The 25,299-nt window shown below is 50.1% G+C and carries 22 protein-coding genes and 4 tRNA genes; 20 read left to right on the top strand and 6 right to left on the bottom strand.

What is annotated here, in order from left to right; translation table 11 throughout:
* The first annotated feature begins 21 nt into the window (after positions 1-21).
* Entirely contained in the window at positions 22-1,554 is a 1,533-nt protein-coding gene (gene menD / locus AC8GDC_RS05895; RefSeq protein ID WP_506557725.1) for a 2-succinyl-5-enolpyruvyl-6-hydroxy-3-cyclohexene-1-carboxylic-acid synthase, read from the top strand.
* Here the strand turns inward: menD and AC8GDC_RS05890 are convergent.
* Positions 1,551-2,792, bottom strand: coding sequence for an isochorismate synthase (locus tag AC8GDC_RS05890; RefSeq protein ID WP_506557724.1), 1,242 nt, complete (start codon positions 2,790-2,792; stop codon positions 1,551-1,553). The two genes, menD and AC8GDC_RS05890, sit on opposite strands and share 4 nt — an antisense overlap.
* 71 nt (positions 2,793-2,863) lie before the next feature.
* On the opposite strand from AC8GDC_RS05890, the gene ubiE reads away from it, so the two are divergent.
* The 4 genes from ubiE to AC8GDC_RS05870 are packed head-to-tail and all read left to right on the top strand — an operon-like array spanning position 2,864 to position 7,225.
* Positions 2,864-3,568, top strand: a complete 705-nt coding sequence (gene ubiE, locus AC8GDC_RS05885; RefSeq protein WP_506557723.1) for a bifunctional demethylmenaquinone methyltransferase/2-methoxy-6-polyprenyl-1,4-benzoquinol methylase UbiE — start codon at positions 2,864-2,866, stop codon at positions 3,566-3,568.
* Positions 3,568-4,578: a polyprenyl synthetase family protein gene (locus AC8GDC_RS05880; RefSeq protein ID WP_506557722.1), complete on the top strand. Its 1,011-nt coding sequence runs from the start codon at positions 3,568-3,570 to the stop codon at positions 4,576-4,578. The genes ubiE and AC8GDC_RS05880 overlap by 1 nt, the downstream gene beginning before the upstream one ends.
* Positions 4,579-4,603: 25 nt before the next feature.
* On the top strand, positions 4,604-5,965 hold the full coding sequence (locus AC8GDC_RS05875; protein ID WP_506557721.1) for an FAD-dependent oxidoreductase: 1,362 nt from the start codon (positions 4,604-4,606) through the stop codon (positions 5,963-5,965).
* Positions 5,966-7,225, top strand: coding sequence for an MFS transporter (locus tag AC8GDC_RS05870; protein ID WP_506557720.1), 1,260 nt, complete (start codon positions 5,966-5,968; stop codon positions 7,223-7,225).
* A 7-nt stretch (positions 7,226-7,232) separates the two neighbouring features.
* Here AC8GDC_RS05870 and AC8GDC_RS05865 read toward each other — a convergent pair whose 3' ends face one another.
* Complete coding sequence (locus AC8GDC_RS05865) at positions 7,233-7,721, bottom strand: YajQ family cyclic di-GMP-binding protein (protein WP_506557719.1); 489 nt, start codon at positions 7,719-7,721, stop codon at positions 7,233-7,235.
* 103 nt (positions 7,722-7,824) lie between these two features.
* On the opposite strand from AC8GDC_RS05865, the gene AC8GDC_RS05860 reads away from it, so the two are divergent.
* The 3 genes from AC8GDC_RS05860 (at position 7,825) to AC8GDC_RS05850 (ending at position 11,419) form a co-directional block, all read left to right on the top strand.
* Positions 7,825-7,906: transfer RNA gene (locus AC8GDC_RS05860), tRNA-Tyr, on the top strand.
* Positions 7,907-7,965: 59 nt separating this feature from the next.
* Positions 7,966-9,243, top strand: a complete 1,278-nt coding sequence (locus AC8GDC_RS05855) for an MFS transporter (RefSeq protein WP_506557718.1) — start codon at positions 7,966-7,968, stop codon at positions 9,241-9,243.
* A 79-nt stretch (positions 9,244-9,322) separates the two neighbouring features.
* Entirely contained in the window at positions 9,323-11,419 is a 2,097-nt protein-coding gene (locus tag AC8GDC_RS05850; RefSeq protein WP_506557717.1) for an MMPL family transporter, read from the top strand.
* On the opposite strand, the gene AC8GDC_RS05845 is transcribed toward AC8GDC_RS05850, so the two are convergent.
* Complete coding sequence (locus AC8GDC_RS05845; protein ID WP_506557716.1) at positions 11,409-13,079, bottom strand: glycoside hydrolase family 13 protein; 1,671 nt, start codon at positions 13,077-13,079, stop codon at positions 11,409-11,411. The two genes, AC8GDC_RS05850 and AC8GDC_RS05845, sit on opposite strands and share 11 nt — an antisense overlap.
* Positions 13,064-14,722 carry a glycoside hydrolase family 13 protein gene (locus AC8GDC_RS05840; protein WP_506557715.1) on the bottom strand — a complete coding sequence of 553 codons (1,659 nt, stop codon included), beginning with the start codon at positions 14,720-14,722 and terminating at the stop codon, positions 13,064-13,066. The genes AC8GDC_RS05845 and AC8GDC_RS05840 overlap by 16 nt, the downstream gene beginning before the upstream one ends.
* 156 nt (positions 14,723-14,878) lie before the next feature.
* On the opposite strand from AC8GDC_RS05840, the gene AC8GDC_RS05835 reads away from it, so the two are divergent.
* The 5 genes from AC8GDC_RS05835 to AC8GDC_RS05815 all read left to right on the top strand — a co-directional run bounded on the left by AC8GDC_RS05835 (position 14,879) and on the right by AC8GDC_RS05815 (position 17,000).
* A tRNA-Thr gene (locus AC8GDC_RS05835) sits at positions 14,879-14,950 on the top strand.
* A gap of 34 nt (positions 14,951-14,984) precedes the next feature.
* Positions 14,985-15,058, top strand: a tRNA-Met gene (locus AC8GDC_RS05830).
* 63 nt (positions 15,059-15,121) lie between these two features.
* Positions 15,122-15,565: an FAS1-like dehydratase domain-containing protein gene (locus tag AC8GDC_RS05825; protein WP_506557714.1), complete on the top strand. Its 444-nt coding sequence runs from the start codon at positions 15,122-15,124 to the stop codon at positions 15,563-15,565.
* Positions 15,562-15,966: a MaoC family dehydratase gene (locus AC8GDC_RS05820; RefSeq protein WP_506557713.1), complete on the top strand. Its 405-nt coding sequence runs from the start codon at positions 15,562-15,564 to the stop codon at positions 15,964-15,966. Before AC8GDC_RS05825 ends, AC8GDC_RS05820 begins: the two co-directional genes overlap by 4 nt.
* Entirely contained in the window at positions 15,963-17,000 is a 1,038-nt protein-coding gene (locus AC8GDC_RS05815) for a UDP-N-acetylmuramate dehydrogenase (protein WP_506557712.1), read from the top strand. Before AC8GDC_RS05820 ends, AC8GDC_RS05815 begins: the two co-directional genes overlap by 4 nt.
* Here the strand turns inward: AC8GDC_RS05815 and AC8GDC_RS05810 are convergent, their stop codons facing one another.
* On the bottom strand, positions 17,001-18,197 hold the full coding sequence (locus AC8GDC_RS05810; protein WP_506557711.1) for a pyridoxal phosphate-dependent aminotransferase: 1,197 nt from the start codon (positions 18,195-18,197) through the stop codon (positions 17,001-17,003). It abuts the gene before it with no gap.
* Between the two features lie 176 nt (positions 18,198-18,373).
* Between AC8GDC_RS05810 and AC8GDC_RS05805 the strand changes: the two genes are divergently transcribed.
* From AC8GDC_RS05805 to AC8GDC_RS05775, 7 genes are all read left to right on the top strand, one after another.
* Positions 18,374-18,446 (top strand) — tRNA-Trp (locus AC8GDC_RS05805).
* A gap of 28 nt (positions 18,447-18,474) precedes the next feature.
* Positions 18,475-18,741, top strand: coding sequence for a preprotein translocase subunit SecE (secE, locus tag AC8GDC_RS05800; RefSeq protein WP_506557710.1), 267 nt, complete (start codon positions 18,475-18,477; stop codon positions 18,739-18,741).
* A 32-nt stretch (positions 18,742-18,773) separates the two neighbouring features.
* The gene (nusG, locus tag AC8GDC_RS05795; protein ID WP_506557709.1) at positions 18,774-19,703 is read left to right on the top strand and encodes a transcription termination/antitermination protein NusG; all 930 of its coding nucleotides are present in this window, start codon (positions 18,774-18,776) and stop codon (positions 19,701-19,703) included.
* 38 nt (positions 19,704-19,741) lie between these two features.
* The gene (rplK, locus tag AC8GDC_RS05790) at positions 19,742-20,173 is read left to right on the top strand and encodes a 50S ribosomal protein L11 (protein WP_506557708.1); all 432 of its coding nucleotides are present in this window, start codon (positions 19,742-19,744) and stop codon (positions 20,171-20,173) included.
* Between the two features lie 136 nt (positions 20,174-20,309).
* The gene (gene rplA / locus AC8GDC_RS05785) at positions 20,310-21,005 is read left to right on the top strand and encodes a 50S ribosomal protein L1 (RefSeq protein WP_506557707.1); all 696 of its coding nucleotides are present in this window, start codon (positions 20,310-20,312) and stop codon (positions 21,003-21,005) included.
* A 144-nt stretch (positions 21,006-21,149) separates the two neighbouring features.
* Positions 21,150-22,628, top strand: a complete 1,479-nt coding sequence (locus AC8GDC_RS05780) for an NAD-dependent succinate-semialdehyde dehydrogenase (RefSeq protein WP_506557706.1) — start codon at positions 21,150-21,152, stop codon at positions 22,626-22,628.
* A gap of 19 nt (positions 22,629-22,647) precedes the next feature.
* Positions 22,648-23,727, top strand: coding sequence for a DUF3048 domain-containing protein (locus AC8GDC_RS05775; protein ID WP_506557705.1), 1,080 nt, complete (start codon positions 22,648-22,650; stop codon positions 23,725-23,727).
* A gap of 114 nt (positions 23,728-23,841) precedes the next feature.
* Here the strand turns inward: AC8GDC_RS05775 and AC8GDC_RS05770 are convergent, their stop codons facing one another.
* Positions 23,842-25,134, bottom strand: coding sequence for a CDP-glycerol glycerophosphotransferase family protein (locus AC8GDC_RS05770; protein WP_506557704.1), 1,293 nt, complete (start codon positions 25,132-25,134; stop codon positions 23,842-23,844).
* Positions 25,135-25,299 lie beyond the last annotated feature (165 nt).

Genomic DNA, 25,299 nt, shown 5'->3' with positions numbered 1-25,299 from the left:
CAGATATTTTCGGCCCACCTCATGGCCGCACTTACCGAGCTCGAAGTTGAACAGGCTTTTTTATCTCCGGGCTCAAGATCCCAGTCACTAGCCATCGCCGCCCAGCAACTTCATGACGTTGACCGACTAACTCTTCGAGTTCGTATCGATGAGCGCTCGATGGGTTTTACAGCTTTGGGAGCAGCAAGGGCAACGGGTATGCCGGTAGCCATCATCACAACATCTGGAACAGCGGTTGCTAACTTGCTTCCAGCAGTGCTGGAAGCTCACCACAGCGGTGTTCCACTGATTCTTTTAACCGCAGATCGCCCTAAAGAACTTCGTGGCGTGGGAGCGAACCAAACCACCAACCAGGTTGGAATCTTTGGCGATGCAGTTAGATTCTGCGAAGACATCGAAGCACCGAGTGGCGATGTTGATCTAGATGCAGTCAGGGCACTTGCCGAAAAGGCAGTGTCGGTAGCGATGGGTGATTTCACCCACCGCGCAGGACCGGTGCACCTAAATATTTGCTTTAGAGAACCACTGTCATCTTTGACTCCAGACGCAGCCGATGTTTACACCGGTGCGGAGTTTCCGGAGGAAGAACCGCAAATACCAAGCTTTGCAATTTTGAATGGTGAAGTAAACACCGTGGTTGTTGCAGGAGCGGAAGCTGGGATGTTGGCACTGGAGGCAGCCGAAGCATTCGGTTGGCCGGTGTTTGCCGAGCCAAGCTCGCGCTGTCGCTACGGTGCGAACTCGATTGTTGCTTACCCAGCTGTACTTGCTGAAGATCAAGAACTCACAAACAAGATCGAACGGGTTGTGGTTTACGGAAAGCCAACTCTTTCTCGTGAAGTGCAAAAACTAATTGCCAGGGAAGATATCGAACTGATTGTTGTTAGATCAGAACTAACCGGTTTGTTCAACCCTTACGGAAACGCAAGCGAAATTGTTGACGATCTGACCGTAAACGGCGAGGTGAGCAGTGAGTGGTTAGCCAGGTGGCGAGTAGCCTCGCACAACTGGATTTCAGCGCAGAACTACAACACCGGACTTGATCGCAGAAAAGTCATCGAGCTTGTTTATCAAGCCTCGCAGTTAGATGACGCAATCGTTCTTGGGGCTTCTCGAATGATTCGCGAAGCTGATATTTGGGCACCATCAAAGCCAATTCAAGTTTTTGCTAACCGCGGACTTTCTGGAATCGATGGCACCATCGCAACAGCTACCGGTATCGCGCTTAGCTCAGAGGGAGCTTTCACCAGAGTGGTGCTTGGCGATCTGACACTGATTCACGATGCCAGCTCGATGATTGAAGATCCCGAAGAGAGCATCAATTTGCAACTGATTATGGTGAATGATTCGGGGGGAAGCATTTTTGAAAAACTCGAAGTCTTTGAAGCAGTCGAGCAAGGCACCTTTGATCGTATTTTCCGCGCGGGCCAAAAGATCGACTACTGGTCTTTAGCTAACGCTTACGGATTTGTTTACATCACTCCAACTAACGAGCAAGAACTTCTCGATGCACTTGCAACTCCTGGCCGAGTGCTAATCGAAATCAAGCTCTAGCTAAGCGCGCCTCTAATTGGTGCAAACTTCAGCTCAGTTTCATCAAGCTCTTCTTCAGGTTCTGAATCTGCAACCAACCCACATCCTGCAAACGCAGTCAAAACGTTTTGCTCTATAAATCCACCGCGAAGTGCGATGGCCCACTCGCCGTCACCGTCAGCACCAATCCAACCAACTGGTCCTGCGTAGCCGCCTCGATCAAACGGTTCAAGCTCTGCAATTAGTGCCTGAGCTATTGCCCTTGGAGTTCCCGCAACTGCTGCTGTTGGATGCAAAAACGCGGCGAGATCCAAAACCGAAATGTTGTTCTTGAGTTTTCCGTAGACATCGCTAGCTAAGTGCCAAAGATCAGGAAGAGCCAAGCTAAATGGTTTTTCATCCGAATCCACAGTTGAGCAGAACGGAGTAAGGGCATCGACCATCGACTCAACTGCGAAGCGGTGTTCCTGCAAGTTTTTCTCTGACGCAGTCAAAGTATTGGACTGCACAACATCAGCTTCTGGGCTATCTCCGCGTGAAGTGGTACCAGCCAGAACTCGAGCAGAAACTTGACCGTGGGAGACCCGCACCAAAAGCTCAGGGGAAGCACCAAAGTTTCCAGCTACTGAATAAACCCAGCAGCTTGGATACTTCTTTGAAAGAGACAAAAGCGCAGATCTAATGTCGAAATCCTTTGGAAGCTGCGCCATTATTTCTCGGGCAAGAACAACCTTTTGTATCTTTCCTGAGCGGATCTTTGAAATTGCTTTCTCAGCCTGCTTCATAAAGCCAGCTGCGGTTAGAACTCCCTCAACGAATGAAAGCTTTGGGTTTGGGCGATAGCTCATTACTTGCGAATAGAAATTAGCTGTGGACTCAGCCTCTCCCTCGGGTGTGATCTTGGTGATCCAGCTTCTTCCATCGCGAGTTCCAAGAACAATTCTTGGAACTATTAGAACGGAGCTAAGTGTGCTCTCGGGAGAAAATGTTGCAGATCCAAAAGCAACTAGGCCAGTGCACTGAACTTGTAGCGGGTCTGAAATTTCAGCTAGGGCAACCTGATCACGCCAGAGACCTGCAAGCTCGGCGATTCGGTTCGGGCCACTTGCCTCAAAGCGGGCGGCTTCTCCGAAGCCGATGATTCCTTGGCCATTTCTAATAAAGGCGGTTGGGTTTTCTGGGAAGTGCCGAGTGATGTCAAAACCTGCGGGGGTCGCTAATTCACGCGTTTCCACGCGGAGTTTTCTAAGCGATGACATTCAAAGCCGTTTCGTTTTTGGGCCAAAATTGGCGGACTTACTCGATTCTAGGTCAAAGGTAGAATTGATAGGTGAGTAAAGCTGACCTAACCAAGAAGGCGCAGGAAGTTGCTGCGATGTTCGATGGTGTCGCTAAAAACTACGACAAAGCTAACGATCTACTCTCCTTTGGTTCGGCTCGCATCTGGCGCAAACAAGTTGCCAAACTGGTAAACCCACAAAGCGGTCAGACCATTTTGGATCTTGCTGCCGGCACCGGAGCTTCATCGGTTGCCTTTTTGAAACCCGGTGTTCGAGTTGTAGCCGCTGATTTCTCAAATGGCATGCTCGAAGAAGGCCGTAGACGACACCCAGAAATCGAATTCGTCTTTGCTGATGCCACCGCTCTTCCTTTCCAGGAAGCAGAGTTTGACACCGTCACTATTTCATTTGGACTTCGAAACGTGGAAAACATCGAGCTGGCGCTTTCCGAAATGCTCAGAGTTCTAAAGCCCGGTGGAAAGCTTGTGGTTTGTGAGTTCTCGGCAATTCCAAACAAGTTCTTACATTCGCTCTACCGCTTTTATCTGAAGAACCTGCTTCCTAGAATTTCAGCCTTGGTTAGCAAAACCCCAGAGGCCTATAGCTACCTGGCTGAATCTATTGATGCTTGGCCTAAACAAGCGGAACTAGCCAAACTAATCGAAAAAGTTGGCTACCAATCAGTTGGTTTCAGGAATCAAACCCTCGGCATTGTTGCTATCCATACTGGATACAAACCTCAGAAAGCTAACTAATGCCAAAAACCTCGCTGCCAAGGCAGCTGCGCAAGGTCGCTGACAAAGACCTACTTGCCGCACTCGAAGCCGGCCTTGAGCGCGTCGAGGAAGAGTTAGTTGCTGCCGTAAAGCACACTGACCCAATCGCAAAGGTCACAACCCGTCACTTGATTGATGCCGGTGGAAAACGTATTCGACCAACTTTGGTTTTGCTTTGTGCTCAGCTTGGTGAAGCCGCAACCGATGAGGTAATCAAGTCGGCTGTGGTGGTGGAGCTGACACACATCGGAACTTTGTATCACGATGACGTTATGGATAACGCTCCGAAAAGAAGAGGCGTTGATTCAGCTCATGAGATCTGGGGAAACAACGTTGCGATCTTGACTGGAGATCTACTTTTCGCACGAGCATCACAACTGGTTTCAAAGCTTGGTCAAAAAGCGCTAACGCTTCAGGCAGATACTTTTGAAAGATTATGTCTTGGTCAGCTGAATGAAACCGTTGGCCCTGCTGAAGGCCAAGATGTTATCGAGCACTACTTGAGTGTGCTGTCTGACAAAACTGGATCTTTAATTTCAGCATCCGCGGAATTAGGAGTTTTGTTCTCCGGAGCCGACCAAGCTCTTCGCGAGCCAGTAAGAAAGTATGGCGAGGCAATTGGTGTTGCCTTCCAGCTGATCGATGACGTCATCGACATTTACTCAGACGGCAAAACTTCAGGAAAAACTCCCGGAACAGACCTTCGAGCAGGTGTTCCAACCCTTCCGGTGCTTTATTTGAGGCAGGATGCCCAACATGATCCAGCATCGGCCAAGCTTGTTGAGATAATTGATGGCGGGCTCGATGACGATGCCGCATTAAATGATGTACTTGAGCAAATGAGAAAGCACCCAGCAACCGAGCGTGCTTTCCAGGAAGCTAAGCGCTGGGCAGATCAGGCAATTGCAGCACTAGAGGATTTGCCTGAGGGACCAGTTCGTGAAGCACTGAAAAACTTTGCTGATGCGGTAATCGAGCGTCAAAACTAAAAGAACTAAGGATACGAATTACAAGATGTCGAAGCTAAGGCTTGCAATAGTTGGCGCGGGACCCGCGGGTATCTATGCAGCAGATTTGCTTATCAAATCTGAACTTCGCGACTTTGACGTATCAATTGACCTTTTCGATTTACTGCCAGCCCCTTACGGTCTAGTTCGCTACGGTGTGGCTCCTGATCACCCGAGAATCAAGGGAATCATCAAGGCCCTTTACGAGGTGTTGGACCGCGGGGATATTCGCTTTTTCGGAAACGTCACCTACGGCAAAGACATAACCCTTGAGGATCTAAAGAAGCACTACAACGCCGTTATTTTCTCAACCGGTGCAATTGAAGATGCTGATCTAAAGATTCCGGGTATTGAACTGGAGGGCTCCTTCGGAGCCGCCGCATTTGTTAACTGGTATGACGCCCACCCAGATTTTGGTCGTGAGTGGGATTTAAGCGCCAAGGAAATTGCAGTTATTGGAAACGGCAACGTGGCTTTGGACGTAGCCCGCGTGCTCGTAAAATCCCCAGCCAAAATGCTTGAAACCGATATTCCTGAAAACGTTTACCAGGGACTACTTGCCTCAAAGGCAACCGATGTTCACGTCTTTGGTCGCCGTGGTCCTGCCCAGGTGAAGTTCTCACCGCTTGAGCTTAGAGAAGCAGTTCATGTTGAGGGAGTGGACACCATCGTTCACGATGAGGATTTCGTATACGACGAGGGCTCTAATAGGCAGATCGAATCAAATAACCAAACCCGCGTGATGGTCAAAACCCTGGAAGATCTGCGCGACAAGGAACAAACCGGAGCTGCAAGGCGTTTACACCTGCACTTCTTTTCATCTCCTGTTGAGATCATTGGCGAAAACGGAAAAGTGAAGGCCATAAAGATTGAGCGCACCAAGCTAGATGGTAATGGGGGAGTTGTTCCAACGGGAGAATTCCGCGAGATCCCGATCCAAGCGCTTTATAGGGCAGTTGGATACTTCGGTTCAGAGTTGAACGAGATCCCATTTGATTCCAAGGCCGGAATAATCCCAAATGACAAGGGCCGCGTGCTGGATTCATCCGGCAAGCACATCGAGGGTGTCTATGCAACCGGTTGGATCAAGCGTGGACCAGTTGGCCTCATTGGTCACACCAAATCTGATGCGATTGAAACCATCGCTCAAGTTATTGCCGACAAACCAACCTGGTGGCAGCCCAGTGCACCGGAAGAGCAAGCAATAGTTGCTCTTATGGAAAACCGTGGCGTTCAGTATGTCGGTTGGCCGGAGTGGCTAAAAATTGATGCTGAAGAAAAGCGTCTTGGTCAAGAGCAGTCTCGTGAGCGCATCAAGCTTGTTGAAAGAGAAGATTTCATGTCAGTTGCCAAGGGAGCCAGGTCCTAAATGCCGTTCTCATCAGCAAAATCAAAAAGCGCCCAGTTTGCCTTAGCTTCTGCTTTTTTCATTCAGGGTTTTCTAGCAATCACCTATCTTCCACGCATTCCGGAAATCATCGATCAAATCGGAGTTTCGTTTGCCGTTTGGGGATTGATTATCGGTCTTGCAGGTCTTGGTTCTCTAGTTCCACTTCTAATCACCAACCGCTTGATTGGAAAATTTGGAACTAGGCCGATAGTTCGAATCTCCAGCGTGATGATTGTGCTTGCAACTATAAGTCTTGGCTTTGCAACAAATGGCTGGATGTATTTCCTCTTTCACGCCTTGATGATGTTTAGCATGAGCTTTTTTAACATTGCCGTGAACGCTCAGTCAGTGATGCTCCAAAAACAAGTTAAGCAAGTCATCTTGGGTAAGTTCCACGCGGCCTGGAGTATCGGTGCTGGAATCAGCGCTGCGGTTTCAGGTGTTCTTGCAAGCTTTATGTCGCTGCAGCTGCACCTGATCTTGGTTGGCGCGGTGGCACTTGTTGCCTTCGAAGTTTCCGTTCGCAAGATGCTGGCGCCTTCAGAAGATGGCCACCACGAGGAAAGGCAAGCTTCAAAAAAGGTTCCATTCTTCAAATCCCCAACTCAGTTATGGCTCTTGGCCGTTGGATTCTTTGCCGGCGTCTTCCCTGAGCTAGTGATGATGGACTGGTCGGCAGTGTTCGCGAAGCGAATCATGCTGTTGAACCCAACCCTGGGAGCTATTCCATTTGCCTCATTCACACTTGCCATGATCGTTGGACGCCTTCTAATTGGCCGAGTGACAAAGAAGTATCACATCAGCGATCTTTCTAAGTGGGGAGGAATCTTCGGGGCGGTATCGATGCTTGTTGGAGTTTTGGTAGCCCCGCCGCTAGTTTCAACCAGCCCAATACTGGCCCTGGTTGTGTTGTCACTGTTCTGGGCAATCACAGGATTTGGTTTGGCTCCGATGGTTCCATCGTTCTTCGGTGCGGCAGGTCACGTCTCAGGACTGACTACCGCGCAGGCACTGTCTCGAATGTCACTGGTGAACGCAGTGGCCGTTATCGGAGCGAAGATCTTTATGGGAGCGTTAGCGCAAGGCATAGGTTTGGATTTGGCATTTATCTTGCCCGTGGCTCTGATGTTCATCGCTGGAATCTTGGCTGGAAGAGTTGCGAAGAGTTCCAAGCGTAAAGAAGCTATGAACAACGCCTTCCCGCTTACCGGGCCAATTACTGTTGTTGATGACCTGTAGGTCTTTTTTAGCGGTAGTTCACAAACTGAACGTCGACTTCTAAGTCTTTGCTTTTTAGAAGTGCTTGAACTTCTTGAAGATCATCGCGAGATTTGCTGCTCACGCGAAGCTCGTCGCCTTGGATTTGGGACTTTACGCTCTTCGGTCCTTCGTCGCGAAGGAGCTTGTTAATCTTCTTGGCATTTTCCTGAGAGATGCCCTCTTTGATTTTGCATTCGATGCGGAATTCTTTACCTGATGCAAAAGGCTTTCCATCATCCAGGCTCTTCAAAGATATGCCGCGCTTAACAAGCTTTGACTGGAAAACATCGAGAACGGCCTTGGCGCGCTCTTCACTATTTGCCTTGATCAGGATCTTGTCGCCAGATTCCTCAATAGAGGCACCAACACCCTTGAAGTCGTAGCGTTGCTCGACCTCCTTGGATGCCTGGTTTAGGGCGTTCGCAATTTCTTGCGGGTCAACTTTGCTTACGATGTCGAATGAGGAATCAGCCATGCAGACAGTTTATAAGGGCTGCCAAGAGCTGACTTCTTTATGCGGGGTATGGGCCATGGTGAAATATTGGTATTCTTTTAGGGCGCCGGAATCAAAAACGCATGGCTAGTTACCCAAGCGGCCAAAGGGAACTGACTGTAAATCAGCTGGCTCAGCCTTCGGGGGTTCGAATCCCTCACTAGCCACGAAACCCCAGCCCTCCACGGCTGGGGTTTTGTATCTCACTTCAAAAAGGAACGAACCTATGGATCAAATAGCCCAGGTGCCAACTAGCGCCGAGAGTGAGTCCATGCCGGGCTGGAAAAAGAAAGTTTCCGTTTTTCTAGTCGGCCAGACCATCACAACCTTCGGCTCGCTATTGGTTCAGTACGCGCTGTTGTGGCATTTGACTCTGACTACCAAATCTGGAGTGGTGCTTGCTCTGGCGGCGGTCTTTGGGTTCTTACCTCAGGCAGTTGTTTCAATCTTCGCTGGGGTTTGGGCCGACCGCGTAAATCGCAAATTGATGATTATTGTCTCTGACTCGACGATTGCTCTAGCGACGCTCGTTCTAGCCTTCTTCATGCTCTCCGGTGTTGATGACCTGTGGCTGGTATTTCTGGTCATGGCTGTTCGCTCAGTTGGTGCCGGAATTCAGATGCCGGCGATTTCTGCGCTTATTCCTCAGATTGTTCCTACCGACAAACTCATGCGGGTAAATGGAATCAATAGCAGCGTGCAATCTTCACTGTTGATCATCGGTCCTGTTGCTGCAGCAGGAATTTACTCAACAGTTTCGTTGGCAGCAATCCTGTTTGTCGATGTTGTCACAGCTGTTATCGGACTTTCCCTTTTGGGAACCATTGCTGTTCCAACACTTTCCAGGGCAGCAAGTAATGACAAGCCTTCTTACTTCACAGACTTGAAAGAAGGCTTGAGTTACATCTTCAGCCATGACCTGGTGCGCTGGGTGATGGTTATTTACTCGATTGTGTTTTTGTTAGTTGTTGCCCCATCAAATCTTTCCCCGTTGATGCTGGTTCGAACCTTTGGATCAGATGTTTGGCTGCTAACAATCCTGGAGCTTTCCTTTGGAATTGGAATGGTGGCCGGTGGAGCCCTAATGGCGATCTTTGCTTCCAAAATGGACCGGTTGGGAATGATGGTTGGAACATCCATTCTTTTTGGTGTTCTCGCCGTTGTCATGGGCTTTACAACAAACCTGATTCTTTTCTACAGTCTGTTTTTCCTAATTGGTTTAGCTGTTCCAGCGTTCTCGACTTCCTCTATGACGCTGCTTCAAGAAACCGTTGAACCAGAACGCCAAGGACGGGTCTTTGGTTTTGTTGGAATCGTTATGGCAGTTGCCATGCCGCTCGGCATGGCCGTTCTTGGACCACTTGCAGATATTGTCTCGGTTGAAATGCTGCTAATCGCTACCGGAGCAATAACTGTTTTGATTGCCGTGGTAGCTGTGCTGCTGCCAGCCGGCAAGAGAGCTATTGCTGCTGCCCATGCCTCAACTGGGCCAGAGGCTAAATAGACATTCAGGAGTCAATACCAGAGGTTTTTACTTGCCCGAGTGGGACAATGAACTAAACCCCAATTAAAAAGGATTCACCTTGAACGCAATTACCTCATTCATCACCGGCCGCAAAACAGCTTGGGTCACACTTCTTATAGGACTTATCTTTGCCGGCTTGGCATTTGGTCCCTTGAGCGCTCCGGAGTCTGACACTTCTCCGACCGATGGCTTGCCAGCGGACAATGAGACAGTTCTTGTGACTAAGGCCCTCGAAGATCTTCCTGGAACCGACGGCACTGTTGCCGTTGTTGTTTACGCATCCGAGACCGAGCTAACCGAAGACCAGAAGCTATGGATCACCGGAACCTTTGACCCAATGGCGCAGGGTTTTGTGGATGGCGCGGGAGATAAGTTTCTAGATTTCACCTCAGGTGAACTAAACGGCGAGGCTTTTGTTCCGCCAGCTCAGATTTCTGATGATGGCAAGGTTGCCGTAATCACAGTTCCACTGGATGAGATCGAAGAGAACGCCGAGCGCAACGAGCGTATGGCGGAAATGCGTGCGATTTCCAAGGAAGAAATGCCAGCAGGCCTTGAGGTTTACATCACCGGTCCAGAGGGCTTCCAGGTTGACATCTCCGGTGTCTTTGCTGGTGCAAACTTCACACTACTTTTGGCAACCGTAATAATCGTTGCCGTACTACTACTGATTACTTACCGCTCACCGGTTTTGTGGCTAGTACCACTTATTGTCATCGGTGTTGCCGATGGTATGGCAGCGCAGCTTGCTCCTCAGCTAGCAACCATTTTCCTTGGCGTGCCAGCTGATGGATCCATCACTGGAATTTTGTCGGTGCTGGTCTTTGGTGCCGGCACCAACTATGCACTGCTGCTTATAGCTCGCTATCGAGAAGAGCTGTTGCTGAACGAAGATCGCCACAAAGCAATGAACAAAGCTCTTCGCGGCGTATCACCAGCAATTATTGCTTCCGGAGGAACAGTTGCTCTAGCCCTGCTAACTCTTCTGTTTGCAGAACTAGGCGGCAACAAAACACTCGGACTTGTTGTTGCAGGTGGAATCGTGATGGCGATGTTCTCAGCCCTTGTGGTTTTGCCAGCAGCGCTAGTGGTATTTGGAAGAGGTTTGTTCTGGCCGTTCATTCCAAAATTTGGTGGAGTAAACAAGTCAGACAAGGGTCTTTGGGCCAAGCTTGGTCGCGGCGTTAGCAAGCGACCAGTGATTGTTTCAATCGCAGGATTTATCATCTTGGCCATCCTGAGCTTCGGAGCTACCGGAATCAAGGTTGGACTATCTTCAACTGAGCAGTTCCGCGTTGCCCCTGAGGCAGCAGTTGGTCAAGACGTTTTGGCCGAAGCCTTCCCAGCCGGTGCAACGTCGCCTGCAATCGTGATCGTAAACAACGGCTATGAGGATGAGGTTGCAGCTGCAGCTAAGTCAGTGTCCGGTGTTGCTGAAGTAATCGTTGGAGATTCAAACTCTGAAATCACAAAGATTGATGTGGTTATGGATGCCGAATCCCAGTCCGAAGCCGCCTACGAAACTATTCGAGCTCTTCGAGCTGAGCTAGGTGGCATCGAAGGAGCAGGCGCCCTTGTTGGTGGTCTGGACGCGCAGCGACTAGACGTCAAAGACACCTATGCTTCGGATCAGCTAACGGTGATCCCGTTGATTTTGATTCTGGTGTTCCTAGTTCTAGTTCTACTACTTCGCTCACTAGTAGCTCCAATTCTGCTACTGCTCACAGTGGTGGCATCGTTCTTCTCCGCGATAGGTGCAGCCTGGTTGCTGTTTGTGAACGTGTTTGGTTTGCCGGCACTTGACCTATCGGTATTCCTATTTAGCTTCCTGTTCCTGGTCGCACTTGGTATTGATTACAACATCTTCCTGGTGACCCGTGCCAAGGAAGAATCAGAGAAGCTCGGACTCAAAGAAGGAATGATCAAAGCTCTTGCTTCAACCGGTGGTGTGATCACAAGCGCCGGTATCTTGCTAGCAGCCGTATTCGCAGTTCTTGGAGTGCTACCGCTGATTGCGCTTTACCAAATTGGAATCATCGTAGGTATCGGTGTATTGCTAGATACCTTGCTGGTTAGAACAGTGATTGTTCCTTCTCTTGCATTCATCACCGGAAAATACTTCTGGTGGCCGAATCACAAAAAGGCTAAGTCCTAACCCAAACGCAACTGTTGGTTTCAAGTTGGCCGCTATTTAGCGGCTGGCTTGAAATCAGCACCTGCGCATCACCTAAATCAATTGGGCTCTTGCCGAAGTTGTAAATCACACGAATTCCCAAATTCTCATACGCTAAAGACTCCCCTCCAGTGTGACCATCTACCCAAGCAAAAGATCCTTCGCCAAGTGCAAGTTCTTTTCTGATAGCTATAGCACTCTTATAGAATGCAAGCGTCGAAGACTCATCACTTTCTTGAATTGATCTAGCAAGCTCGCGATAGCTTTCAGGTTGCGGTAGCCATGCTTTACCAGTTTCGTTAAAGCCACTTGAGTCAGAACTTTGGTCCCAAGGAAGCGGAACGCGACAACCGTCGCGCCCAACTCTTTTGCCCTTGGTTCTAGCAAAAGTGGGATCCTGACGGAACTTGTCTTCCAAAGTGGTGTGTTCAGGTAGACCCAGCTCCTCGCCTTGGTAAAGGTAACTTGCTCCAGGAAGACCGAGCATAAACAACGTTGCACCTTTAGCGATCTTGAGTCCTAGTTCGTTATCGGGCTGCGGTTGGTTTGGACCAACTCCATCGGAGGCTGTAGTGCGGCCGTAGCTTCCGCCAAAGCGCGAGCGATGTCTCATAACGTCGTGATTGTTTAGTACCCAGGTAGAAGGTGCACCAACACCATCAAAGGCTTCGAAGGACTCGTTGATGGCATCAAAAAGCTTGCTTGGGTCCCAGCCTGCATCTAGAAAGCGGAAATTAAAAGTCTGGTGAAACTCATCAGGCCTTACCCACTGAGCCATCAACGACAACGGATAGACATAAGCCTCGCCACACATCGCACGATCGCCGTCGTAGCTTTCTAATATCTGACGCCAGCGTCTAAAGATCGGGTGGACTTCCCCCTGGAACCACATCGGAGGATTCTCTCGTCCCTCGATAAAGCCAGCCCCTGCTTCGGCAACATACGGGTGATCAGGCAGACCCTTGGCCTTGGCCATCGCGTGCGGCTGATCAACTCGGAAACCATCGACGCCTCTATCAAGCCAAAACTTCAAGATCTCTTCGAATGCTTCTTGAACTTTCACATTGCCCCAGTCCAGATCAGGCTGGGAAGAATCAAACAGGTGAACATACCACTGACCCGGGGTTCCATCTTTTTCTTTGACCCTGGTCCAAGCAGGGCCACCAAACATAGATACCCAGTTGTTTGGTGGCAGCTCGCCGTTTTCACCCAAGCCATCTTTGAAGTGATAAAACTTACGCTCAGGTGAACCAGGCTCAGAAGACAGGGCTTTTTGGAACCACTGGTGCTGATCTGAAGTGTGGTTTGGAACCAGGTCAATCATTACTCGGATCCCAAGTGAATGAGCCTTTGCAAGCATCGAATCGAAGTCGTTGAGTGTTCCGAAAAGCGGATCAACATCGATGTAGTCGGCTACGTCGTAGCCGCCATCTTTTTGAGGAGATTTGAAAAACGGTGAGAGCCAAACGGCATCAACACCCAAAGCAGCTAATGAATCGAGCTTTTGCTCGATACCTTTTAGGTCTCCAATGCCATCACCATTAGCGTCGGCAAAAGAGCGCGGATAGATCTGGTAGATAACACCAGATCGCCACCACTCAGAGCCGGAGGTAGCCTTGTGAAGTTCTATAGCTTGATCCATGCTGTCTGGTCGTGCTCCAGGACACCTTCAACGGTTAGATCGTGCTGAGTGGTCACAAGAAGTTTTCCGGCAGGTACATTGACAGAATCTGGTCCGAAGTTGGAAATCACAAGGACACCGTTGTTGATGTAAGCGAGGGTTGAATCTGATGAATACTCCGGGGCAAAACGAAACTCGCCAGAACCAAGAGCAAACTCTTTGCGCTCTTTGATCAGTCTCTTGTAAAGCTCAAGAGTTGATCCGGCAACCCCTTCTTGCGCATCGCGAGCATATCTTTTGAAGCTTGCTGGAGCTGGTAGCCAAGATTTACCGGTTGTGTTGAAACCAAAAGATGGTCCACCGTTAGCTTCCCACGGAAGTGGTACGCGACAACCGTCGCGACCGACTTTTTCTCCGTTGGTTCTAAACCAAGTTGGGTCTTGACGGTATTTGCCTTCAAGCATGGTGTGCTCTGGAAGCCCTAGTTCTTCACCTTGGTAGATATATGCTCCACCTGGAAGCCCCAGCATGAATGCTGACGCAGCTCGTGCTTTTCTTAAGCCCATTGCTTCATCAGGCTGCTCACTGTCAGGACCAATACCCTGGCCGTGAAGCGGAATGGATGCAACACCGTACTTAGAGGTGTGACGAATGGTGTCGTGGTTTGAAAGTACCCAAGTAGATGGTGCTCCTACTTTTCCAAACTCGCGCAGTGATTCAGCGACAACTTTCTCCAGAGCGTTTCTTTCCCAAGGAGTTTCTAGGTAGCCAAAATTGAAAGTCTGGTGGTACTCATCTTCTCTAACCCACTTGGCCATGCGGGAAAGCGGAAGCACCCAAGCCTCAGCACACATCGCACGATCGTCGTAGCGATTTAGTAGTCTGCGCCAGCCGCGAATGATCTCATGTACACCTTCTTGACCCCAGAACGGGTGCTCGGCCTGGTCGACAACGTGAGTTGCCCCAGCTTGCACATCAGGTAGTCCAACTTCCTTGACTAGTCCGTGGGCAACATCGATGCGGAAACCATCAACGCCTTTGTCTAGCCAGAAGCTCAGAATGTCTTCGAATAGCTCGGTGACTTTTGGGTTCTCCCAGTTGAAATCAGGCTGAGATGAATCAAAGATGTGTAGATACCACTGACCTGGTGTGCCATCTGGATTCGTAGTTCTGGTCCACGCGTTGCCGCCAAACACCGACTCCCAGTTGTTCGGCGGCAGTTCTCCATTTGCTCCCTTGCCATCTCTAAAAATGTATATCTCGCGCTCAGAGGAGCCAGGAGCAGCCTTTAGGGCTGCTTGGAACAGTTCGTGCTGGTCAGAGGAGTGGTTAGGAACAATGTCAACGATGATGCGAAGGCCAAGTGAGTGGGCCTTAGCTAGCAGTTCATAGAACTCTTCGTTAGAACCAAAAAGCGGATCAATAGTTTTGTAGTCGGCTACGTCGTAGCCGGCATCTTTCTGAGGGGATTTGAAAAACGGAGAAAACCAGATTGCGTCGATGCCCAAAGACCTGAGTGATTCAAGCCTGGCGGTAGTTCCAACTAGATCCCCAATGCCATCGCCATTGCCGTCGGCAAAGGAGCGAGGGTAGATCTGGTAGATCACAGCGGTTCTCCACCACTGCGGAGACTTGATTGATTTATGCAAAACGGTTGAGTCCATGGGCTCCAGCTTAGAACAATTGGTAACTGCCCCTTAGAAGCTTCAAGGCGCTTAGGTTGGCCTTGGTAGGAGGCAGCAAATCGTTTGCCAGCAATAAACCAAAGGTGGTAATCTCGTACGGTTGCTTGGAGATGTGCTTAGGCAACACCAATAACCGCCCCGATAGCTCAGTGGTAGAGCACTTCCATGGTAAGGAAGGGGTCGACAGTTCAATCCTGTCTCGGGGCTCGACTTATTTAAGCGCCACACGTAATAAGTCCCCGGCGGGGTAGCTCAGGTGGTTAGAGCACACGACTCATAATCGTGGGGTCGCGGGTTCGAGTCCCGCCTCCGCTACTAGTTCAGCCATTGCCTAAATCCCTTACCTCTAAAGCGCCAACTCGGCTCTACAGTTAAACAATGGTCAATCCACAAATCGAGGGCAAAACCTATCCTCGAACAGCCTCCTACTTAGTCGGTCGCGAAAAAATTCGCGAGTTCGCCAAAGCTGTCTTCTCGAAAGACCCAGCCAACCTTGACCTAGATGCTGCCAAGTCCCTTGGCTATAAAGACCTAATTGCCCCGCCAACATTTGCTGTTGTGATTCAAGAGCGCTCGCTAACCACCGTCTTGGCAGATAAAGAAGCAGCCATAGATTTTTCCCGCGTGGTGCACGGCGATCAGAGGTTTATCCACGTCAGGCCGATAGTTGCAGGCGATGAGCTAACCAGTGAGCTAAAGGTAGCAAGTGTAAAAACCCTGGCTGGAAACTCTATGGTCACCTTCGAAACCCAAATCTTTGATTCAGGCAATGCTCTGGTCTGCACTGCCATCTCAACACTTGTTGTCAGGGGTGAAGCGTGAACCTAACCGTTGGCCAAGATCTTCCGGCAAGAAGCTTCAAGATAACCCGTGACTCACTGGTGCGCTACGCCGGAGCATCAGGCGATTTCAACCCAATTCACTACCGCGATGATTTCGCTCAGGCTGTTGGGCTTCCAGGGGTTTTAGCCCACGGCATGTTGACCATGGGACTGGCTGTTCAAACAGTGGTGGATTTTGTTGGCGACTCAGGCAAGATTGTGGACTACCAAGTTAGGTTCACAAAGCCAGTTCTGGTTGATGCCAAAACCGGAGCAACGGTAGAAGTATCTGCCAAGGTCATCGAAATCGATGAAGAGTCAAAGACTGCACGAATTGACCTAACTGCTGTTTGTGCTGAGCTCACTGTTCTCGGTAAGGCCCAAGTAAGGGTAAAGATTTGATTCAGCCGCTCAAAGAACTAACTTCAATGCGCGTTGGTGGAGTACCGGCAAGCATCACGGTTTGTTCAACTCGCGAGCAGCTGATTGAAAAAGCCCAAGAAATTTGGTCCACCGGAGAAGACTGGATCGCACTAGGTGGCGGAACAAACTTGGTCTTTGCCGAAGATGTTTCTAACCTTCACGTGCTGCAGATTAGAACCAGCGGCATTGAAAAAACCAAGCTTGATGGCAAACAGGTTTGGAAGATTCAAGCTGGTGTTGACTGGGATCAGCTGGTAGCCGAAAGCGTTGCTGCAGGGCTAGCCGGTATTGAAGGCATGAGCGGAATTCCTGGAACATGTGGAGCGGCACCGGTGCAGAACATCGGAGCCTACGGCCAGGAACTAAGTGATGTGTTTTTGAGAGCAGAATTCCTGGATTACGAATCGGGAGAAGTCGTAATTTTGGAACCAAGAGATTTGAAGTTTGGCTATCGCGACAGCGCAATCAAGCGGGGCAGAAGCGGAATCATCACCTGGATTGAGCTTGAGCTAATTGACCTAGAGGGTCTATCCCGCCCGCTTTACTCAGGACAGATCGCAGGCGCACTGAATTCTGAAATGGGCAAGCACGTCAGCCTCAAAGACGTTAGAGATTCAGTCCTAAAACTTCGCGCAGCCAAGGGCATGGTTCTGGATCCCCAGGATCCAAACTCAGTTAGCTGTGGCAGCTTTTTTACTAACCCAATTGTTAGTGACACCTTTGCAAGAACCATTTCCTCTGATGCCCCGAAGTGGGAAACCCAAGAAGACGATGGACTAACCGTGAAGCTAAGTGCTGCGTGGCTTATCGAACAAGCTGGCATCGGTAAGGGATTTAGCTTGGCCGGTTCAAACGCCGCAATTTCTTCCAAGCACGCTTTGGCGATTGTGAATAAGGGCGGAGCAACCGGTGAGCAGATTGCCGAGCTCGCAAGATACATCCAAGAACGAGTGGCAGCGAAGTTTGGAATCAATTTGGTTCCTGAGCCAAACCTGATTGGCTTTAGCGCTTAGCTAGTTGAAAAGCTTCTGCAGTCTCTGAATTCCTTCAGTGATTTGGGCATCGCCTAGGGCGTAGCTCATACGAACGTAACCCGATGGACCAAAGGCCTCTCCTGGAACAAGTGCAACCTCGGCTGCATCAAGGATGTAATCGCAAAGCTCCAAAGATGTGTTGATTTGCTTGCCGCCCCAGCTCTTGCCAAGAAGTCCTCGAACATCCGAGTAAACATAGAAAGCACCCTCCGGCGTTGGAGCAAGCCAACCGTTGATTTTTGCAAGTTCGGAAACCGCTAAGTGCCGGCGACGATCGAATGCTTCGACCATTTTCTTGACCTCGTCCTGCGGACCGGTCAAAGCAGCAATCGCTGCGCGCTGGGCAATGTTGTTCACATTCGATGAAAGGTGTGACTGCAAGTTGGCTGCTGCCTTCATGGCATCAAGAGGCCCAGCCATCCAGCCAAGTCTCCAACCGGTCATGGCGTAGCTCTTTGCAACACCGTTAACCATGATGGTTAGATCCTTCATCGCAGGAACTACCTCGGTGATTGAGTAAGCCTTTTTGCCGTCATAGATCACGTTCTGGTAGATCTCGTCAGAGACAATCCAGATCTGGTTAGCCAGTGCCCATTCGCCAATAGCTTTGATCTGCTCTTTCGAGTAAACCGAACCAGTTGGGTTAGAAGGTGAGCAAAGTAGCATCGCTTTGGTCTTTGGTGTTCGAGCTTTTTCTAGTTGCTCGACGGTGACCATGTAGTTCTGATCGCTGCCTGCAAAAACCTCAACGGCCTTGCCTCCGGCGAGCGCGATTGCTTCCGGATATGTAGTCCAGTAAGGAGAAGGCAAGATCACCTCATCGCCTGGATCAAGCAGCACTGCAAAGGCTTGGTAAACAGCCTGCTTGCCACCGTTTGTGACAACTACCTGCGAGGCGGTAATTTCGGTGCCTGAGTCAGCCTTGGTCTTTATCGCAATGGCTTCACGAAGCTCGGGAAGGCCAACAGCTGGCGTATAGCGGTGGTTCTTAGGGTCTTTGGCTGCGGCTACGGCTGCTTCAACGATGTGAGCTGGAGTTGGGAAATCTGGCTCGCCTGCGGCGTAGCTAATTACAGCCTTACCTTCAGCCTGAAGGGCCTTGGCCTTGGCATCGACCTTTAGGGTCGCAGACTCGGCGATGGCAGCGATTCGCTTGGAGATTCTTGGCTTGGTCACATCCCTAGCCTATCGGGGGCCATATGGCCCTTTGCAATCTAAGGGCGGGCAGATTAGAGTAGAACTCAAGTAGTTGACAGCTGCGGGAAGCCTAATCTGGCAAATTATCCATATTTAGATTCAATCTAGAAGTGTGTCTTTTGTCCGGTGGTCAACTGAAGCTGTTTAGCCCCTAAAGGGCGGTGGCTCAATTGGTAGAGCAGCGGTCTCCAACACCGCAGGTTGCAGGTTCGAGTCCTGTCCGCCCTGCAAAACGATAAGGAAAGAAGTAAAGACCATGGCAGAAGAGCTCCAGCCAACGGATGACTTAGTTGAAAAAGCTAAGGCAGATCGTGCTGCAACTCGCAACATCTTCGGTCGCGTTGCTCTGTTCTTCAGACAGGTCTATGCAGAACTTCGTAAGGTCACAAGACCTACCTACAAAGAGCTTGTTAGCTATACCGGTGTTGTCCTAGCCTTCGTGGTGCTTGTGATGATCATCCTTGCCGGCCTTGACTTCGTGTTTTTGAACGTCGTAACTTTCGTATTCACCCCAACCGCATAGTTTTTCAAAACCTAAAGAACAGGAACCTTCAATTGAGCGAGATCGAACAGAGCGAGCTAGAGACCGAAACCACTTCGGCTCCGCTAGATGCTGCCGATATTCCAGCCGCAGCGTTCTCAGCTGTTGAAGATGTTGTTGCTGTTGTTGCCGCCGAGTCAGCCGTTGTTGCTCCAACCTTCGGAGAATCAGCCGAGCAGCCTGTCATGGAAGAGCCTTACTCACCGCCGGTAGATATGGAAGTTTCCGAATCAGCTGAGACTTTCTCTGCTGAAGCTGCCTCTGAGGTAATTTCAGAAGCTCCTGCCGCAGAAGGCACCGAAGAGCCACAAGACGAAGACCCATACCGCGTCTTCCGCGCCGAGCTTCGCTCCCAGCCAGGCAAGTGGTTTGTTGTTCACTCTTACGCCGGATACGAAAAGCGCGTAAAGCAGAACATCGAGAACAGAAAGCTCGCCATCGAAGGTGGCGACCAGATCTTCCAGATTGAAGTTCCGATGGAAGACACCATTGAGATCAAGAATGGTCAAAGAAAATTGGTCTCTAAGGTCCGTATCCCAGGATATGTTCTTGTCCGTATGGACATGACCGAAGAGTCATGGTCTCTTGTTCGCCACACTCCAGCCGTGACCGGCTTTGTTGGCAACTCTCAGAACCCGACACCTCTTCGACCAGACGAGGCATTCGAGATGCTGAAGTCGCTCTACGTTCTTCCTGAGGAAGCTGCCGCAAAGACAGCTGCCAAGGGCAGCCAGATGGTCAAGGGCAAGGCTCGTGCAATTCCTGTCAACGTTGATTTCAAGGTTGGCGAGTCGATCATGATCAAGGACGGATCGTTCGCAGGACTTCCTGGAACCATCTCCGAGATCAAGCCAGAATCAGGCAAGCTCACCGTACTTGTTTCTCTGTTCGAGCGTGAAACTCCTGTGGAGTTGGGCTTCGAGCAGGTCGGACCACTGAACTAAAGATTTATCAAACCTAAACAAAAAAAGGAAAAGAAGAAATGGCACCCAAGAAGAAAGTCACCGGATTAATCAAGCTACAGATCCAGGCCGGAGCTGCTAACCCAGCCCCACCGATTGGTCCTGCCTTGGGTCAGCACGGTGTAAACATCATGGAGTTCTGCACCGCGTATAACAACGCGACCTCAGATCAGAAGGGTAACGTAATCCCGGTCGAAATTACCGTTTACGAAGACCGTTCCTTCACCTTCATCCTGAAGACTCCTCCAGCAGCCGAGCTAATCAAGAAGGCCGCCGGAATCGCTAAGGGTTCATCAACCCCTCACACCGACAAGGTGGCTCACCTATCCAAGGAGCAGCTACTAAAGATCGCTGAGACCAAGATGGCCGACCTAAATGCCAACGATGTTGAGGCAGCAGCCAAGATCATCGCAGGAACTGCTCGCTCAATGGGAATCACCGTAGACGCGTAAGCAAAAGCTTTACCACCAGCAACACCGCTCCAAACAGCACCAAGGAAACAAGGAACCAAATACAACTAAAGAAGTCGTGGGAGAACCAAGCGAGGTTCGTCTAACCACAACTGTGACCAGAAAAGGAATAACAGCTATGTCAAAACGCTCAAGGGCTTACATCGAAGCCGCAAGTAAAATCACCGAGGGTAAGTACTACCTTCCAGCCGAGGCCGTAGCCTTGGTTCGCGAGACCGGATCAAAGAAGTTTGACTCAACTATTGAAGTTGCAGTCAAGCTAGGAGTTGACCCTCGCAAAGCAGATCAGATGATTCGTGGAACTGTATCGCTTCCTCACGGAACCGGTAAGACTGCCCGCGTTATCGTATTCGCAACCGGACCTGCAGCTGACGCTGCACGTGCTGCCGGAGCCGACGAAGTCGGTGGCGACGAGCTGATCGAGAAGGTTGCTGCCGGATGGGTTGATTTCGACTCAGCAGTTTCCACACCAGAACTTATGGGTAAGGTCGGTCGTCTTGGAAAGGTACTGGGCCCAAGAAACCTAATGCCTAACCCAAAAACCGGTACCGTGACCCCAGATGTTGCCAAGGCGGTTACTGACATCAAGGGCGGAAAGATCGAGTTCCGCATTGACAAGCAGTCAAACCTCCACTTCATCATCGGTAAGGCTTCCTTCACAGCTTCCCAGCTGTCAGAGAACCTAGGAACAGCCCTGGATGAGATCCAGAGACTAAAGCCATCAAGCTCCAAGGGTAAGTACATAATCAAGGCTGCCGTTTCAACAACCTTCGGTCCTGGCATCCTGCTAGACACCACCGTTGCAAAGGCCTAAGGCTAGAAACAAACCACAAGATCTAAAGGGGATCGGGGCCATAGTGCCCCGGTTCTTCCCTTTTCCGGAAGCTAGCCTTCGGTCAAATAGACTTAGCCGCAGGGCCGCCTAAGCTCAATCGATGAATCAAGGAAAGTCAAAAAGATGTTTTCTGCAGCCGACGAAAAGCGCGTATTAGACATGGTCCCTCGCGGGATCTATATCAACGGTGAGTGGAAAGACGCTGCCGACAAAAAGACTTTAGATGTCATTGATCCGGCGACCGGCAAGACCCTCGTCTCAATCGCCGATGCCGCACCAGCTGATGGCCTAGCGGCCATCGATGCAGCTGCCGCTGCCCAAGAATCCTGGGCCAAGACTGCACCCCGTGTTCGAGCTGAGATCCTAAGAGCTGCCTTCGAGAAGGTCATAGCTATGGCTGATGACTTTGCACTGTTGATGTCTCTAGAGATGGGTAAGCCAGTATCAGAGGCCAAGGGAGAAGTTGCCTACGGGGCTGAATTTTTGCGCTGGTTCTCTGAAGAAGCAGTTCGCGTCACTGGTCGCTACGGAACAGCACCGGATGGCAAAAACCGCATCATGGTTCTAAAGCGCCCCGTTGGACCTTCCCTTTTCATTACCCCGTGGAACTTCCCACTTGCCATGGCAACCAGAAAGATGGCACCAGCCATCGCAGCTGGCTGCACCATGGTGCTAAAGCCAGCAGCGCTAACGCCACTAACCTCGATGTTGTTTGTGAAGGTGCTAGAGGACATCGGTCTTCCTAAGGGAGTAATCAACGTCATTCAGACCACCCGTGCAGGCGATGTCACAGGACCAATCATCAAGGACGAAAGACTAAGAAAATTGTCTTTCACTGGTTCAACAGGAGTTGGAAGAAGACTTATTGCCGACTCAGCAGATCGAGTACTTAGAACCTCCATGGAGCTAGGTGGCAACGCGCCATTCCTAGTGTTCGAGGATGCAGATCTTGATAAGGCAGTAGAGGGCGCGATGCTAGCCAAGCTTCGCAACATGGGTGAGGCCTGCACCGCAGCCAACCGGTTTATCGTTCACGAGTCAGTGGCTGCGGATTTCTCAGCTAAGTTTGCTGCCAAGATGGCATCACTCAAGGTCGCACGTGGAACCGAAGAAGGATCCAACGTTGGACCGCTTATCGATGAGAAATCACGAGCCGGAGTTCACTCCCTAGTTGCAGATGCGGTAGCCAAGGGAGCAAAGGTTCTAACTGGAGGAGAGATTCCATCAGGCGAAGGATATTTCTACCCGCCAACAGTTTTGGCCAATGTTCCAGCAAACGCTGAAATTCTCAAAGAAGAAATCTTTGGTCCAGTAGCCCCGGTGATAACCTTCAAGACCGAAGACGAAGCAGTAAAGCTTGCCAACAACACCGAATACGGTTTGATTGCCTACGCCTTCACCGAGAACCTAAACAGAGGTCTTCGCCTTGCTGAGCGTCTTGAGGTTGGAATGTTTGGGCTGAATGCCGGAGTCATCTCGAACCCAGCAGCCCCATTCGGAGGAGTCAAGTCCTCCGGACTTGGCCGCGAAGGTGGCTTCGAAGGAATCGAAGAATATCTAGAAACCGTTTATGTCGGCATTGCTGACCCGATGGTTAGCTAAACAGGACAACAATAGAGAAGTGAAAATCAAACCCCTAAAAACCCTTGCCCTGCTTTCTGTTTCTGCTCTAGTTCTTGCCGGCTGTGCCGAGCCAAGACCAGATGCCATTGAAACCCCAACACCAGAAGCGAAGGTGTTTGTCACCGCACCTCTTACTGGCCTCACCGTTGAAGAGGGCACCGCAGGATCAGAGACATTAGCAGCACCATCGGTTGCCTGCAAGGTCGACAACGTTGAGGCTGCAAGACCACAGTTCAACCTCAACAAGACCGACATCGTCTTTGTTGAGATGGTCGAATTCGGTTTGACAAGACTTGTTGCCGTATGGCAATCACAACCAGTTGACCAGGCAGGTCCTGTTCGCTCGGTTCGTCCAATGGATGCTGATATCACAGCACCGCTTGCTGGAATCTTTTGCTTCTCCGGTGGACAGCTACCGTTTGTGAACGCAGTGAAAGACACCGGACAGTACATGGCCAGTGAAACTAGCGAACAAGCGGAAAACCTTGGAAGCTTCTCCAGACTTTCTTCCCGTGGTGCACCACACAACGTGATGGTTGATGTAGCCCTTCTACAGTCTCAGCACACCGACTTGAAGGCACCAAAGCCAATGCTTCCGATGGTTGCCTTTGATCCTGCAACCGAAAGCTACGAGGTAGCTTCAACAGAGGCTGGCGAAGAAACAATTAGCTTCCGCATCAAGTACCCACAAGCTGAAAGTGGCTGGAAAGCTGAAGGAAGCTACTTCGTTCGATCCCAAGATGGCGATCAACACATCGATGGAGCATCCAACGAGATCCTAAGAGCAACCAACGTAGTTGTTATGCAGACCAAGACCGACAACTCATTCAAAGATCCTAAGTACGGACCGATTCCAAGAACCGTGATGATCGACTCAGGCATGGCATGGGTCTTCAGTAACGGAAAACGCGTCAAGGGGACCTGGACCAAGGCATCACAAAATGCACCGATTCAACTTTTCGATGCAGCAGGAGCTCCAATCAAACTTGCTGTTGGAAATACCTGGGTTGAACTAATGGGTGAACCATCCAAGATCACTATTAAGTCTCCTGAACCACCTGCGTCAGAAGACGAATAACCCTAAGCAAGTCGCCTAGAGACTGCTCCAGGCCAGCACCCCTACAGCCCAGTAAATACGCGGGTTTTGGGGGTTTTTGCTTGGAATCGAAAGCCCAAAAATGGACCCTTCGGACTAATCCAGGAACGGCTCGCGCCCTGCAACAAGCTCCCAAGGCACTTCCTTGATCTTTGATTTGTCGATCAAAGGGGATGGACCATTCGGTCCAGTGAAATCTTCAAAAACTTTCTCCACAATCTTCTTTGCAGACTCACCAGGGTATGGAGAACTTGCTTCAATTAGTTTTTGAATTTGTTTTGATCGATCAGGCAAACCATTTGTTCGTGAATTGAAAATTTCTTTTTCAAGTTCAGCAAAGGTTTTCACACGCACAGATGCATCAGCTGCCAATTCACCAGTTGCAGTAAGCTGCCAGTGACCTTCGTTTTCAAAAAAGATGGTTGGCTTACCGGAAATCAACGGATACTCACCCAAGAAAGAGATTCCATCGGTGACCAATATGTCTGTTGCTAGAAACAACTCAGCGTAAGAGCCATCTTCATCGACAAAAGTGTTCGGTAACTGATCCCAAGCACTTCTCCATGACGTTAACTCTTCAACAGAAAGAACATTTCTGTCGGTGAGTGTTCCCCAAAGGAACGGATGAGGTCGCAAAACAATTTCAATGTCTGGATTTGCTTCAGCAAAATCCAGCATCTGATCTTCTATCTTGGAAAAAACCCCGAAGTTAAGCCAATGTGGGGAGTATGAGTGATGTGGTGCCCACACAACCCTGAATCCATTGCCCTTTATGGGCCAACTAGCGATGCCTTCTTGTGCCTCTTTACGCAAATTATCAATTTTTGGTGAACCAAAAAAGTGAACGTGAGAATTTCCACTCTCGGTTGATGCATATGCATCCAAAACATTCTTGTCTTGTGTGAAAACAAGTGAGGCAAGTTGGTGAAGACGCTGCTTGTAGAGGTGAGTAGCAACCAAAGAACCAACTTGACCACCACCTGGCTCGTCATCAGGCTCGTCAACCATCACAAGTGAGAAATATGGAACGTAGGCGAGCCTGGAAAACTCCACCAGGTGGTCAAACCTGACCGCAGGTTGGTAGTTACGCTGCCAGGGGTAGTTCACAAACACATAATCCGGAGCCAGATCCCTCAAAACAGCCAAACCTTCAAGGTTTTGGCTCCCCGAACCCCCGGTATTTAGCCGAATATGGGGGATATCCTGGCTTTCGAAGAAGTCATGGGCCTTTTCCTCCTGGGCATAGGCCAGCTGACCCGTGAGTTTCCGGGGCATTGAGACCACAATCGGCTCAAAACGGGGGTCTTTGGCCATGATTTGGTAGATCTGATCAAGGGCATCCCAGGACTCGAAGTACAGACCTAGAAATACGACTTTGATGGGCACCATCCCCTAAACCTAGCAAAGACCTAGGAAAGAGCCCTTTTGGGCAAATTTCAAGAAACTTTCGCAAAAGACACGATTTGGGGCCTTAAAACGTGGGGTTAGCTACCTGTTTCCAAGTACCCAATATAAGGGTGAAGTTATTCTGATGGGGACCCCCAAAAACCAAGG

It is taken from the genome of Rhodoluna miladensis (SeqCode) (genome assembly GCF_965234705.1).
In the GTDB taxonomy this organism is placed as follows: Bacteria; Actinomycetota; Actinomycetes; order Actinomycetales; family Microbacteriaceae; genus Rhodoluna; species Rhodoluna miladensis.
Note: the sequence above shows the minus strand (reverse complement) of the source record. Positions and strands in the feature narration are given on the sequence as shown.

What these genes read in the sequence shown, in the direction of transcription:
- AC8GDC_RS05875 (WP_506557721.1), top strand. Translation starts at nt 4,604, where the DNA reads ATGTCGAAGCTAAGGCTTGCAATAGTTGGCGCGGGACCCGCGGGTATC.
- secE (WP_506557710.1), top strand. Translation starts at nt 18,475, where the DNA reads ATGGCAGAAGAGCTCCAGCCAACGGATGACTTAGTTGAAAAAGCTAAG.
- AC8GDC_RS05840 (WP_506557715.1), bottom strand. Translation starts at nt 14,722, where the DNA reads ATGGACTCAACCGTTTTGCATAAATCAATCAAGTCTCCGCAGTGGTGG.
- menD (WP_506557725.1), top strand. Translation starts at nt 22, where the DNA reads ATGGCCGCACTTACCGAGCTCGAAGTTGAACAGGCTTTTTTATCTCCG.
- AC8GDC_RS05870 (WP_506557720.1), top strand. Translation starts at nt 5,966, where the DNA reads ATGCCGTTCTCATCAGCAAAATCAAAAAGCGCCCAGTTTGCCTTAGCT.
- AC8GDC_RS05770 (WP_506557704.1), bottom strand. Translation starts at nt 25,134, where the DNA reads ATGGTGCCCATCAAAGTCGTATTTCTAGGTCTGTACTTCGAGTCCTGG.
- AC8GDC_RS05890 (WP_506557724.1), bottom strand. Translation starts at nt 2,792, where the DNA reads ATGTCATCGCTTAGAAAACTCCGCGTGGAAACGCGTGAATTAGCGACC.
- AC8GDC_RS05855 (WP_506557718.1), top strand. Translation starts at nt 7,966, where the DNA reads ATGGATCAAATAGCCCAGGTGCCAACTAGCGCCGAGAGTGAGTCCATG.
- AC8GDC_RS05880 (WP_506557722.1), top strand. Translation starts at nt 3,568, where the DNA reads ATGCCAAAAACCTCGCTGCCAAGGCAGCTGCGCAAGGTCGCTGACAAA.
- rplK (WP_506557708.1), top strand. Translation starts at nt 19,742, where the DNA reads ATGGCACCCAAGAAGAAAGTCACCGGATTAATCAAGCTACAGATCCAG.
- AC8GDC_RS05825 (WP_506557714.1), top strand. Translation starts at nt 15,122, where the DNA reads ATGGTCAATCCACAAATCGAGGGCAAAACCTATCCTCGAACAGCCTCC.
- rplA (WP_506557707.1), top strand. Translation starts at nt 20,310, where the DNA reads ATGTCAAAACGCTCAAGGGCTTACATCGAAGCCGCAAGTAAAATCACC.
- AC8GDC_RS05865 (WP_506557719.1), bottom strand. Translation starts at nt 7,721, where the DNA reads ATGGCTGATTCCTCATTCGACATCGTAAGCAAAGTTGACCCGCAAGAA.
- AC8GDC_RS05845 (WP_506557716.1), bottom strand. Translation starts at nt 13,079, where the DNA reads ATGGATCAAGCTATAGAACTTCACAAGGCTACCTCCGGCTCTGAGTGG.
- AC8GDC_RS05780 (WP_506557706.1), top strand. Translation starts at nt 21,150, where the DNA reads ATGTTTTCTGCAGCCGACGAAAAGCGCGTATTAGACATGGTCCCTCGC.